The following is a 12,592-nucleotide window of genomic DNA, read 5'->3' on the forward strand; positions in this document are numbered from 1 at the left end:
ATGGCTAAATTAACTAAAACAGAGAGACATAATGCATTTAAAAATTTTTCAATAATATTAGGTCTTATGGCTGTTATATATCTCATCGCTTTTTTTCTTTGGGGAATATATGAAGAGGGTCTTAAATTTAAATTTTATTATCCATATATAAAGATAAAAGATAATTCTTTTAAAAGTATAAAAAATTTTCCATATAAATCAAAGAATACTTCAATAAAAATAGATGAAACAGAGTTTTCTAATATTTATGATATAAATACTAAGTTTGGGAATTCAGAAATAAGAAGTTTTGATAATAGATTCTTCTTTTTTGAAAATGAAAAATTATCAATAATAGCTTACCCTTCATATGAATTTAGAGGGTTAGAATATCAAATATTTAAAGATGATGGTAAACAAATAAAACTAATAGTAGTTCCAAATGAAAGTACAATAGATAATATATTTGATTTTTTAAATAATATAGAAGATGTTAAGAGAATAGAAAATATAGATAAATATGATTTTATAAAAACAGATGAAGAAAAGATGATAATCAATTCATATAAAAGAACTTTTATATTACCATCTAAAGATATAAAAACTATGGTTGAAAGTGATGAATTTATATACTTATTATCTAATGATTTAAAAGATTTAAACAAGATATATATAATAAACAAAGAAAATCATATAATAAATGAATTAATAATTTCAGAATACAAATAAAGCTGCTTATGCAGCTTTATTTAATAGTTAAAAGGTATTTTAATTTTCATTTCATTTCTTTTGGGATTTTTTTCAAATTGTATTTGTATTTTGCTTATATCATATTGGCGTATCCCACGATAAAATACAGCAATTTTTTCTCCTAATTCGGGTTCTTCATCGAGTAATTGGTTGAAATTTGATGAATCATCGATAGAAAAATTTTTTTTCTTACTTTTGAACAGGTTTTTAAATTTTATCATATAAATCCCTCCAATATACGATTGTATACTACAATAATTATATACCTGTATAATTAAAAAAACATTAATTTATAATTGCTTTAGTATTAATAAAAAATGTAACTTTTTTATTTCTTTTTTACTTTAAATTAAAATATTAAAAAAATATTAATATGACTAAAGATATTATACTATATAAAATAAATTAAAGCTAATTTGAAATTTTGATTTTATTGAATTTTAGGAATAAATATATTTAATAGGCATAAGTTATAATAAAAAGAGTTAATTACCTTTAAAGTTGTTTGAAATATTATCTTTAAAAAGGTAAAATATAATATGAAAAAAATTTCATATTTATAATAAAATGAGGAGGTATATAATGTTGTTTTCTGAAAAAATATTATCTGTAGAACCTTCAATAACATTAGAGTTAAATGCAAAGGCTATAGAACTTTCAAAAAAGGGATATGATATAGTTAAATTGACTGCAGGTGAACCAGATTTCAGTACTCCTACTGAAATAATAGAAGCTGCTTATGAAGCTATGAAAAATGGTAAAACTAAATACACTGATTCAAAAGGAATAATAGAACTTAGAGAAAAAATTGTAGAGTATGTTGAAAAAAGAACTAATTTAAAATATGGTACAGATGAAGTGGTTGTTACTAATGGTGGAAAACAATCTTTATACAATATTTTACTGGCTATGATAAATCCAGGGGATGAAATAATGGTTTTAGATCCTTCTTGGGTTAGCTATGAAGCTCAAATAAAGATGGTTGGAGGAGTTCCTGTCCATGTGCCTCTTGATGAAGAGGAAGGGTTTCTACCTACAGAAAGTAAATTAAATAGATATTATTCTCCAAAAACTAAAGCTATTTTAATAAATTCACCTAATAATCCTACAGGAGTTGTTTATCCAAAAGAAACTCTTGAAATTATAGCTAATTTTGCAAAAGATAAAGAAATATTTGTTATAAGTGATGAAGTTTATGAACTTTTAATATATGAAGGAAATCATATATCAATAGCTACTATTGAAGATATGAAAGAAAGAACTATAATAGTAAATGCTTTTTCTAAAACATGGGCTATGACGGGTTGGAGAATTGGATATTGTTTAGGACCTAAAAAATTGATGAAACAAATAGCAAAAATTCAATCTCATAGCACATCAAATGTTAATACTCCAACACAATATGCAGCTATAAAAGCTTTTGATGTTGATGTTTATTATATGTTTAAAAAATTTAAAGATAGAAGAGATTATGTTGCATCAAGATTAGAAAAAATGAATTTAAAATTTTTAAAACCTAAAGGAGCATTTTATTATTTTATAAATATATCTGAATTTGGAATAGAAGATTCAGAATTTTCTAAAAAATTATTAGATGAAGCAATGCTTGCGGTAGTTCCAGGTTCTGGATTTTATAAAAAAGGATATATAAGGATATCTTTTGCTACATCTGATGAAAATTTAGAAAAAGCTTTAGATAGACTTGAAAAATTTGTTAAAAATTTGAGAGAGAAAAAATGAAAACTTTAGATTTACTTGTTGCAGAAATTGGCAGTACAACTACAGTTGTTACTGCCTTTGATAAAATAGAATCAGATGAACCGGAAATATTGGGCCAAGCGGAACATTATACTACTGTTCTACAAGGAGATGTAACTTTAGGTATAAAAAAAGCAATATCTATACTTGAAAAAAAGATAAAAAATAAAATAAGATGGAAAAAGTTTTTGGCGAGTTCTTCTGCTGCTGGTGGACTTAAGATAACAGTTCATGGACTTGTTTATGATATGACTGTTAAAGCTGCAAAAGAAGCTGCTTTAGGAGCAGGAGGAGTTATAAAATATATAACTGCTGGTAAGATAAGAAATATGAATTTAAAAAAAATAATGGAAATATCACCAAAATTAATAGTTTTAGCCGGTGGTGTTGATTATGGAGAAGAAAATACAGTACTTTATAATGCTGCATTACTTGCAGACTCAGAAATAAATGTCCCAATTGTGTATGCTGGAAATTGTTCCGTATCAGAAGAAATTAAAAGAATTTTAGAAAAAAAAGGAAAAGAAGTAATATTAACTGAAAATGTTTATCCTAAAGTCGATCAATTAAATGTAAAACCTGCAAGGAAAATTATTCAAGAATCATTTTCAAAAAATATAATATATGCACCGGGAATGGAAAAAGTTTATGATATAGTTGATGATGAAATCATTCCAACTCCTGGATCTGTAATGCTTACAACTGAATTATTATCAGATATTTATAAAGATGTACTTGTTGTTGATATTGGTGGAGCTACTACAGATATTGACTCTGTTACAGAAGGAGATCCTTTAATACAAAAAATTATGTTATCTCCAGAACCTATTTCAAAAAGAACAGTTGAAGGTGATTTAGGCTTATATGTTAATGCTCATAATGTTATAGATTTGATAGGTGAAAATGAATTAAGAAAAGAATTTGAAGATTATGATGATTTAATAAAAAATTTGAGTCCATACCCTCAGAATGATAGACAAGAAATGTTTGTTTCTACTTTGGCAAAATACTGTTTTGTTGAGAGTATAAAAAGACATGCCGGAAACAAAAAATATCTTTATGGTCCAAATGGAAGACAAGAAATAGCAGTTGGAAAAGATTTAACTTCCATAAAATATATTTTTGGAACCGGTGGAATTTTGAGTAGGTCAAAATATAAATATGAAATAATGAAAAAAATATTAGAAGAAGATAGAAGAAATTCTTTAATTCCTGGACAAAAAATATTTTTTGGTTATGACAAAAATTATATATTTGCAGCTATTGGTGTTTTATCCACTGTTAATAAAGAGGCAGCTATTAATTTGTTGAAAAAAAATATAGAAATAATAAAAAACAGATGATAAAAATCATCTGTTTTTTTATGGTGGGCAGAGACAGAATCGAACTGTCGACACACGGATTTTCAGTCCGTTGCTCTACCGACTGAGCTATCTGCCCACTCGTTTATAAATTTATAAAAAATGGTGGGCGCTGCAGGATTTGAACCTACGACCCTCTGCTTGTAAGGCAGATGCTCTCCCGCTGAGCTAAGCGCCCTGATGGCGCCCCCAACCAGATTTGAACTGGTGTCTTTGGCGTGAAAGGCCAATGTCCTAGGCCGCTAGACGATGGGGGCTTTTGTTGTTTTTGTTTCGCCAACCGAGATATATAATATCATAGATAATCTATCTTGTCAAGGTTTTAATGTGAACAGAATATTAAAAAATTATAATTTTTCTTTTAGTATAATATTTCTCGCTAAAATTTCATCTTTTTTCATTTGTAAAATTAAATCTTTTTCGCTGTTAAACTTTATTTCAGATCTTAGAAATTTTAAAATTTTTATTTCAATTATTTGATCATATAGATTATCATCAAAATCCATATAGAATGTTTCTACTTTAGGTTCTTTCTTTTTTTCATAATATGTAGGTCTTATACCAACTGATGTTAAACCATATACAATTTTTTCATTTAATAAAGATTTTGATATATAAACGCCATATGCAGGAAAAAGTATATCTTCTTTATATCTTATATCCATATTGGCTGTTGGAAATCCCAATCTATCCCTACCAACATGTCTATCTTCATAAATAGGTCCTTCAAGTGTCCAATGCCTATTCAACATAAAGTTAGCTTTTTCTATTAGACCTTTTTTTAAAGATTTTCTTATCAAAGTTGAACTTATTCTTTTTCCATTATTTTTTAAATCATGAAGAACTTTTATTTTCAAACCTTTTTTAACCCCTTCGGTTAAGAGGTAACTTACATCTCCAAGAGCTCCTCTACCAAATCTAAAGTCTTCACCACATACGATTTTTTTTACACCTAAATTTATTAAATCATTTAAATATTCTTCATGGGTTATTTTCCAGACATCTTCCATATCAACAATTTTTACTTTGAATCCCATTTTTTCCATTAAGGATTTTCTTTTCCAACTTGGTAATATTAAACCATCAAATCCATTCACATATTGACCTATTGGATACCTCAACATTATAGCCAAAGGAATTAGATTATCTTTTTTTGCTTCTTCGAGAGTATTGTTTAGAATATAATTATGGCCTTTATGAACTCCGTCAAATGTACCAACAGTTAAAACGTACAAAATTAGTCACCTCAATATTTTATAAATTTTTGCTATTCTATCATTTCTTTCATTATTTTTAATAAGGGTTTTAATAAACGAAGAATTCTTTTCTGCCTTAGCTATTCCAAAAAAATTATCATTTTCATCTATTAATTTAACGAAATTATCTTTTTTAAATTTTTCATAGTTTTCTACAAATTCTTTATAGATTTGTATTCCATTCTTTATTTTATCTGAATTATTTACCTTTAAAATAGGAATATTTAAAACCTCATTTATAGAAATTATTTTTTCATAAGAAATATCATTTATATCAATAGTATTTAATATATTCATATTTCCAGCTTGAGTTCTTTTCAATTCAATAGTAACAGCACCAGGACCTATTATATAACCAATTTCCATTATTAAAGATCTTATATAAGTTCCAGCAGAAACAGTAACTTCAAATTCAAATTCTTTACCTTCTTGTGAAAAATTTTCTATAGAAAAAATTTCAATTTCATGAGGTGGAAGGTTTATAATTTCACCTTTTCTCGCATATTCATATAAACGTTTACCTTTATATTTCTTTGCACAATAAGAAGGCGGTGTTTGCATTCTTTTTCCCAATAAAGACATTATTGTAGGTTCAATTTTTTTGATATCTTCGTTTGTAACTTCATTTTGTTCTACTACTTTGCCATCTTTATCAAAAGTATCCGTTATTTCACCAAGTTTTCCACGCACAAAATATTTTTTAATATCTTTATTAAGAAATTCTATAAATTTAGTTCCCTTATTTATACCAAGAATAAGAACACCGGTAGCAAAAGGATCCAATGTACCGGTGTGGCCTATTTTTTTCGTATTAAGTTTTTTTCTTGCAATACTTACTACATCGTGTGAAGTCATATTTTCAGGTTTATTTACTATTAAAAATCCATTATTCATCATTTTCATCCTTAATTTCTATATTATTTAGTAAGTTATTTATTCTTATACTTGCTTCTATTCCTTCATCTTTATGTATTCTTAATTCTGGTGCTTTATACATTCTTATATTTTTAGCTATTAAAGTTCTTAAATATCCTTTAGATTCATTTAAACCATCTAATATTTTTTCAATATTTCCATTTAAAGTTGAAACAAATATATCGGCATAAGATTTATCTTTTGCTAATTTTACTTTATTAATTGTAAATAGTTGACCTCTCAATTTATCATTTCTTAAACTCGAAATATTTGAGTTTAAAAGTTTCATTATTTGTGATTCAAGCATTTGTATTTTAAATCCTGCCATTTTATTCACCATCCATATCTACGATAATATCTTTTAAATTCATAAAATCATTAGATTTATTTATTTTTTCCTCAAGTTCTTTGAAATAATTCAAATATAATTTTGGAGTCAAACCTATATTATTCCAAGTTTTATCATCAGGAATTTCTATTCCAAAATTTCCAGAATAACCATACATTATAGTATTAACAGATAAATTTGCAATGGATACAATTCCTATCATCATTTTAGAATCACTATCTTTTGCTTCAGAAGGAGTGTCATGATAAGCTGCTGTATTTATTATTAATTCAGACAATCCCCAATTCTCAAATAGCATTTTTCCAACTATTTGATGAGAATATGTATTCAATAAATCTTCAGCTTGATGAAATTTTATTTTTTTATGCCTAGCTACTTTTAATATTATTTCAAAAATATCTGGCATAACATAAGCCATAACAATTTTTCCCATATCATGCAACATTCCAGATAAGAAAGCCTCTTCTTTGTCTGGATAATTTAGATATTTGCATAAAAGTTCTGAGGCCATTGCAGTACTCATCAAATGTTTCCAAAATTTTTCAGTATTAAAAAATTCATATTCTTTTTTAAAATAGCTATTAGCAGTAAAAACTCCTAAAGCAAGATTTCTAACAGTTTTAAAACCAAGTATGTTTATAGCCTGAGAAAGCTTTGTTATTTTTCTTGGTAATGCATAATAAGCTGAATTTGATAATTTTAAAATTTTTGCTGATAGAGTAGGAGATTGTAAAACAGCCATATTTAAATCTTTTGTACTCGATTCAGGGTCTGAAGCAACATTTATGATTCTCTGAACTATGAAGTCAGGAGTTGGTAGATCATTTATTTTTTTTGAAAGTTTATTTATAGAAGTTTCCAATTAAATCACACCTTTTGGTAAAGTAATTATAAATTTAGAACCTTTTTCAAATTCACTCTCGAGGAGTATTTTCCCATTATGAAGTTCTACCAGTTCTTTCACAATGGATAATCCTATTCCAGTGCCCTGTATTTCATAGTTTAGTGAAGAATCTGCTCTAAAGAATTTCTCGAAAATTTTCTCTTGATATTCTTCTTTTATTCCCATTCCATTATCTTCTATATAAATAATTATATTTTCTTCATTTTGTTCATAATTTATTTGAACATACTTATCTTCTTTTTTAGAATCAGAATATTTTATAGCATTCTGTATCAAATTTACCAAAATTTGTTTAATTCTTGTCCTATCAAGATTTAATATTATGTTTTCATTTGATTTCAAAATGATTTTTACATCATTAGTTTTTGAAAATTCTTCTAAAGAAGATATTACTTCATTTATTAATTCTGTAAATTCAAAAGATTCTCTTCTTAAAGTTAAAGATTTTAATTCGAGTTTAGAGAAATCTAATAGATCATTTAAAAGCTTATCTAAATGATTGGATTCTTTAAAAATAGTATTTAAAAATTCAGATAAAGTATCTTTATCTAAAATATCTAAAGAATTTATAAGAGTTTCAGAATAAGCTTTAATAGCACTCAAAGGTGTTCTTAATTCATGTGACATCATAGATAAAAATTCCATCTTCATTTTATCTATTTTTTTGAGTTTCTCTAATTCTTTTGTACCAGAAACATCTCTTACAACTATCAAAACATAAGAATTTTCTTTTATTTCAATGTTTATAATATCTATAGAATAAAAATTATTTTTTATATCAAATTCAAAATTATTATTTAATTTATTATTGAAAGCTAATTCTGTATACTCTTCTATTTTATCCATTAAAGCACTATTTTCTTTTATTTTTGAAAAATTGTTATTTTCGAATTTTATTATTTTATTTTTATCATAGACAACTATAGATTCTGTAGTAGAATTTAAAACACTATTTAAAAAGTTTTTGTTTTCTTCTATTATTAAGTTTTTGGCAACTATTTTTTCATAGAGCTTTAGATTTTCAAAAAGGTTTCCCAACAAAAAAGATACTAATTTTATTGTAGTCATAAATTGATTAGAAAAATTTTCTTCTTCAGTATATCCAACATAGATAAAATTAATTTTGTTAGTACTAACTATAGGAATTAAAATATAAGATCCAACATCATCCGGAAAAATTGAAACATCAGACTTGTTATGTGCCCACATTACAATATCTTCTAGGTCTTTTTTAAAAGGTTTTCCAAATATTTCTATTATACTCTCATTTTCTAATTCAAAAAAATATTCTTCTTCAATTTCAAGAGATCTTTTTAAAATTATAGATATTACATCATAAGCTTCTTTAACTGAATTTATTTTCGAAATTTCCATTATTACAGTTGAAATCTGAGTTAAAAAAGATAAATTAGTTTTTAGTTTTTCAGCCATTGAAACACCATCCCAAAATAATTGTCTTAATAAATTATACATTATTAAAATTAATTTTTCAAAAAAAATAATCAATAACTCTATAAAACTTAAAAAAATAATGTTAAAATGAAAATATACACAAAAGGAGATGATATATATGGAAGATCCGTTAAGTAGTTATTCTAATAAACCACCATAAAGGAGGAATATATGTGAAAATAGAAATGACAGTAGATATAAAAAAATTAATAGATTTAAAACAATTCAAAGTTCTTAAAGAATTAATTTCTGAACAATCTGTTCCTTATATAGTTGAAATTTTAGAGGAACTTGAAGCAGAAGAAAAAATAGTAGTATTCAGACTTCTTCCAAAAGATATAGCGGCAGTTGTTTTTACTGAACTCGAAATAGATGATCAGAAAAAATTATTAGCTTTGTTTAAAGAAGAGAAATTGAAAGAAATAATAATTAATATGGAACCAGATGATAGAGTTGAAATATTTGAAGAATTACCAGCAAATGTTGTTAAAAATCTTTTAAATTATCTCTCACCTCAAGAAAGAGATCAAACTTTAATCTTATTAAATTATCCTCAAGATTCTGCTGGGAGAATAATGACACCAGATTTTTTTGATTTAAAAGAAGATCTTACTGTTTCGGAAGCTTTAAAAAATATAAGGACTTATGGAAACGAAAAAGAAACTATATATACATTATTTATTATAAATCATAATAGAAAACTCGAAGGAGTTATAGAATTAAAAGATTTGATATTTGCAGATGATGATAAATTGATAAAAGATATAATGAATAAAGAATTTGTATATGTTAAAGCTTATGAAAATGAAGAAGAAGTTGCAAAAATAATGAAAGATTATGATTTATTGGCTTTACCTGTAACAGATTCTGAAAAAAGACTTATTGGTATTATAACTATTGATGATATAGTAGATATAATAGAAGATTCAGTAACCGAAGATATACAAAAAATGGCTGGTATGGGTGTTACTGATACATCATATCTTCACACCTCAACTTGGAAACTTATAAAAAGTAGAGTTATATGGCTTATAATGTTACTTTTACTTGAGAGTACAGCAGCTTTTATAATAGATGGTTATTCTCATGTTTTACAAAAAGTTACTATATTGGCAGCATTTATTCCAACAATAAATGCAATGGGAGGGAATGCTGGAAGTCAAATGTCTGCAATAATAATACGTTCAATTGCGCTTGGCGAACTTGAATTTAAAGATATGAAAAGAGTATTTTTTAAAGAACTTCTAATTGGAAGTATTATGGGTGTGATTTTATCAATAGTTATGGGATTCAGAGCTTTTGTAAATACTCAAAATCCTATGATAATACTTAGTTTATCTATATCTCTTATAATTGTTGTAATAGTTTCCAATTTACTTGGAGCAATTTTACCTTTTATAGCAAAAAAATTAAAATTAGATCCTGCATTAATATCTGGTCCTTTAATTTCAACATTAATGGATGTTATAAGTATGACAGTTTATTTTTCTGTAGCATTATCTTTATTAAAAGATTTTATTTAGAACAAGGGCTTCTTATGCCCTTGTTAGAGAAAATGTGAAAAAATTCATTAAGTGTTTACTTTAAAAAATATAATTAATTAATATATTAGTTATATAATACAAATGCAACCTTAATAAAGGGGGAGTCAATATGATTGATTTTTATGTTTGTATGGGTAGTGCTTGTTATTTGAAAGGATCTAATGAAATTGTTGAAATAATTAATAGACAAATCGAAAAACATGATTTAAAAGCCAAAGTGCATTTAAAAGGTTCTTTTTGTTTAGGTCCTTGCAATCAAGGAGTTGTTATTAAAGTTGGGGATAAATTTTTTAAAAAAATGAGTCCAGAGAATACGATTGAAAAATTCGAGAATGAAATAATTCCATATATAGAAATATTGATGAATGGAGGAGAATGAATTGAATGTAACAAAAAATGTTTGGGAACTTATAATGGACTATGATCCAAATGGACTTTTAGCTATAGATGAAAATTATGATATAAAACTTGTTAATCCTGCATTTGTAAAAATGTTTTTTCTTGAAGGACAAGATGTTATAGGTAGATCTGTTTTTGATTTTTTTGATGATTATCAAGATTTTTATGAAGTTAATAATGGGAAAAAAAATTTAGTTAGAAGAATAAAAGAATATCCAAATTACGGTATTACTGTTTCTGAAGTAACTTTTAAAATAGAAGATGAAAAAATGGTTGTTAAAATTTTTCATGATATAACAGATCAAGAAAGAAAGGAAAAAGAATTGAGAACTTTAAAATTACAGATAATGGATGAAGTTCAAAAAATCGTTGATAAACAGATGAAAACAGGTCAAGAAATTGCTTCTATTCTTGGAGAAACAACAGCAGAGACTAAAGCCTCTCTTGTAAAATTGTTGACTATTTTGAAAAAAGAAAGTTAAATATGAGAGGTAGGTGTATTTAAATGATATCGGCGGTTATATACAAAAAAAATCTTAATAAATTTGGTGAAGAGGTATGTGGAGATAATTTTCAATTGGGAAAAACTGAAGATTCTAAAATAGCAGTTATGTCTGATGGACTTGGAAGTGGTATAAAAGCAAGTATATTATCTATTTTAACAACTGAAATAATAAGTACTATGTTTAAAAAAGGTGTAGATGTTGAAGAAGTTGTTCATACTATAGCAAATACTTTACCAGTATGCAAAGTAAGAGGAATAGCTTATTCTACATTTACAATTGTTCAAATTTTTAGGAATGGAATGGTCAAATTAGTAAATTATGATAATCCAAAACCAATAATATTAAAAAAAGGTCAACTTTATTGGCCAACTTATCAGGAAAAAATAATTAATGATAAAAAAATTAAAATATCTACATTTACTCTTGATCCAGAAGATTTTATATTTGTTATGTCTGATGGTGTTGTTCATGCAGGTCTTGGAAATTTAATGGATTTTGGTTGGGGAATAGAAAATATAGCTGGATATTTAAAAAGGATGTATAGAAGAACAAGAGATATAAAATACATGGTTGATAATTTAATAGCTGTTACAGAGAGTTATTATGGTTTTGAAGCGGGAGATGATGCAACACTTGTTGGTCTTAAGATTACAGAAAAACCAAGAGCAATAATATTTACAGGACCACCATTAGATCCGAAAAAAGATAGTTATTATGTTGAGAAATTTACTAAATTTGATGGTAAAAAAATAATATCTGGTGGAACTACAAGTAATATAGTATCAAGAATAACTGGAAATGAAATGGAAATAGATCTTACAAGTACTTCCAGCAAAGAACTTCCTCCTTATGGTCATATGGAAAATGTTGATTTAGTAACTGAAGGAGTTTTAACATTAAAAGCTTTAAATAAATTGCTTTCAGAATGTAAAAATAATATGTATGAAATAGATTTTGATAAAAAAAATATAAATGCGGCAGATAATATGTTTTTAATACTTAGAGACTGTGACGAAATAAAAATAATGGTTGGAAGAAAAGTCAATGCATTTTATCATAATCCAGCTTTACCTTTTGATATGTCCATAAGATCTAATTTAGTTAGGGATATAGTTAAAAATTTACAGAGAGTGGGTAAAGATGTTGAAATAGAATATTGTTGAGGAGGAAAAAGTATGGTGATAAGTATATGTGTTGGAACAACATGTCATTTATTGGGATCATCATCTTTAGTTGAAGCTATAAATGAGCTTCCAGAAAAGTATTTAAATAATGTTAGTATAAAGTATTCTACATGTTTTGATGTTTGTCATGGGCAAATGAAACCCCCTATAGCTAAGATAGATGACAAACTTTATGATGATTTATCTCCGGATAAAATCAAAAAAATTATTATTGCCATGGTTGGTGATAATTAGA

14 protein-coding genes and 3 tRNA genes are annotated in these 12,592 nt (G+C 26.1%); 8 read left to right on the plus strand and 9 right to left on the minus strand.

Annotated features, from left to right (window positions below):
• A complete protein-coding gene (locus C7380_RS02155; protein WP_109603840.1) occupies positions 1-708 on the plus strand; it encodes a hypothetical protein in 708 nt (235 codons plus the stop codon).
• A gap of 20 nt (positions 709-728) precedes the next feature.
• Here the strand turns inward: C7380_RS02155 and C7380_RS02160 are convergent, their stop codons facing one another.
• Entirely contained in the window at positions 729-950 is a 222-nt protein-coding gene (locus C7380_RS02160; RefSeq protein WP_109603841.1) for a hypothetical protein, read from the minus strand.
• Positions 951-1,311: 361 nt separating this feature from the next.
• On the opposite strand from C7380_RS02160, the gene aspC reads away from it, so the two are divergent.
• Positions 1,312-2,469, plus strand: a complete 1,158-nt coding sequence (aspC, locus tag C7380_RS02165) for an aspartate aminotransferase (protein WP_109603842.1) — start codon at positions 1,312-1,314, stop codon at positions 2,467-2,469.
• The gene (locus C7380_RS02170) at positions 2,466-3,830 is read left to right on the plus strand and encodes a GlmL-related ornithine degradation protein (RefSeq protein ID WP_109603843.1); all 1,365 of its coding nucleotides are present in this window, start codon (positions 2,466-2,468) and stop codon (positions 3,828-3,830) included. The genes aspC and C7380_RS02170 overlap by 4 nt, the downstream gene beginning before the upstream one ends.
• Positions 3,831-3,851: 21 nt before the next feature.
• Here the strand turns inward: C7380_RS02170 and C7380_RS02175 are convergent.
• The 8 genes from C7380_RS02175 to C7380_RS02210 form a co-directional block, all read right to left on the minus strand.
• A tRNA-Phe gene (locus C7380_RS02175) sits at positions 3,852-3,927 on the minus strand.
• A 24-nt stretch (positions 3,928-3,951) separates the two neighbouring features.
• A tRNA-Val gene (locus C7380_RS02180) sits at positions 3,952-4,026 on the minus strand.
• 3 nt (positions 4,027-4,029) lie between these two features.
• Positions 4,030-4,105, minus strand: a tRNA-Glu gene (locus tag C7380_RS02185).
• A gap of 90 nt (positions 4,106-4,195) precedes the next feature.
• Entirely contained in the window at positions 4,196-5,083 is an 888-nt protein-coding gene (locus C7380_RS02190; protein WP_109603844.1) for a riboflavin kinase, read from the minus strand.
• Positions 5,084-5,089: 6 nt separating this feature from the next.
• On the minus strand, positions 5,090-5,998 hold the full coding sequence (gene truB, locus C7380_RS02195) for a tRNA pseudouridine(55) synthase TruB (protein WP_109603845.1): 909 nt from the start codon (positions 5,996-5,998) through the stop codon (positions 5,090-5,092).
• Positions 5,991-6,347 carry a 30S ribosome-binding factor RbfA gene (gene rbfA / locus C7380_RS02200; RefSeq protein WP_109603846.1) on the minus strand — a complete coding sequence of 119 codons (357 nt, stop codon included), beginning with the start codon at positions 6,345-6,347 and terminating at the stop codon, positions 5,991-5,993. Before rbfA ends, truB begins: the two co-directional genes overlap by 8 nt.
• Position 6,348: 1 nt before the next feature.
• Positions 6,349-7,230, minus strand: coding sequence for an HDOD domain-containing protein (locus tag C7380_RS02205; RefSeq protein WP_109603847.1), 882 nt, complete (start codon positions 7,228-7,230; stop codon positions 6,349-6,351).
• Positions 7,231-8,703: a sensor histidine kinase gene (locus C7380_RS02210; protein WP_158274749.1), complete on the minus strand. Its 1,473-nt coding sequence runs from the start codon at positions 8,701-8,703 to the stop codon at positions 7,231-7,233.
• A 194-nt stretch (positions 8,704-8,897) separates the two neighbouring features.
• Between C7380_RS02210 and mgtE the strand changes: the two genes are divergently transcribed.
• The 5 genes from mgtE to C7380_RS02235 all read left to right on the plus strand — a co-directional run bounded on the left by mgtE (position 8,898) and on the right by C7380_RS02235 (position 12,591).
• The gene (gene mgtE / locus C7380_RS02215) at positions 8,898-10,247 is read left to right on the plus strand and encodes a magnesium transporter (protein ID WP_109603849.1); all 1,350 of its coding nucleotides are present in this window, start codon (positions 8,898-8,900) and stop codon (positions 10,245-10,247) included.
• 130 nt (positions 10,248-10,377) lie between these two features.
• Complete coding sequence (locus C7380_RS02220; RefSeq protein ID WP_109603850.1) at positions 10,378-10,647, plus strand: (2Fe-2S) ferredoxin domain-containing protein; 270 nt, start codon at positions 10,378-10,380, stop codon at positions 10,645-10,647.
• 1 nt (position 10,648) lies between these two features.
• Entirely contained in the window at positions 10,649-11,149 is a 501-nt protein-coding gene (locus C7380_RS02225; protein ID WP_158274750.1) for a PAS domain S-box protein, read from the plus strand.
• A gap of 23 nt (positions 11,150-11,172) precedes the next feature.
• A complete protein-coding gene (locus tag C7380_RS02230; protein WP_109603852.1) occupies positions 11,173-12,336 on the plus strand; it encodes a SpoIIE family protein phosphatase in 1,164 nt (387 codons plus the stop codon).
• A 12-nt stretch (positions 12,337-12,348) separates the two neighbouring features.
• On the plus strand, positions 12,349-12,591 hold the full coding sequence (locus C7380_RS02235) for an NAD(P)H-dependent oxidoreductase subunit E (protein WP_109603853.1): 243 nt from the start codon (positions 12,349-12,351) through the stop codon (positions 12,589-12,591).
• The last annotated feature ends 1 nt before the right edge of the window (position 12,592 follow it).

Source organism: Oceanotoga teriensis, from assembly GCF_003148465.1.
GTDB lineage: Bacteria > Thermotogota > Thermotogae > Petrotogales > Petrotogaceae > Oceanotoga > Oceanotoga teriensis.

Coding starts and splice junctions, on each gene's coding strand:
- C7380_RS02230 (WP_109603852.1), top strand. CDS start 11,173: ATGATATCGGCGGTTATATACAAAAAAAATCTTAATAAATTTGGTGAA.
- rbfA (WP_109603846.1), bottom strand. CDS start 6,347: ATGGCAGGATTTAAAATACAAATGCTTGAATCACAAATAATGAAACTT.
- C7380_RS02235 (WP_109603853.1), top strand. CDS start 12,349: ATGGTGATAAGTATATGTGTTGGAACAACATGTCATTTATTGGGATCA.
- aspC (WP_109603842.1), top strand. CDS start 1,312: ATGTTGTTTTCTGAAAAAATATTATCTGTAGAACCTTCAATAACATTA.
- truB (WP_109603845.1), bottom strand. CDS start 5,998: ATGAATAATGGATTTTTAATAGTAAATAAACCTGAAAATATGACTTCA.
- C7380_RS02170 (WP_109603843.1), top strand. CDS start 2,466: ATGAAAACTTTAGATTTACTTGTTGCAGAAATTGGCAGTACAACTACA.
- C7380_RS02220 (WP_109603850.1), top strand. CDS start 10,378: ATGATTGATTTTTATGTTTGTATGGGTAGTGCTTGTTATTTGAAAGGA.
- C7380_RS02210 (WP_158274749.1), bottom strand. CDS start 8,703: ATGGCTGAAAAACTAAAAACTAATTTATCTTTTTTAACTCAGATTTCA.
- C7380_RS02155 (WP_109603840.1), top strand. CDS start 1: ATGGCTAAATTAACTAAAACAGAGAGACATAATGCATTTAAAAATTTT.
- C7380_RS02160 (WP_109603841.1), bottom strand. CDS start 950: ATGATAAAATTTAAAAACCTGTTCAAAAGTAAGAAAAAAAATTTTTCT.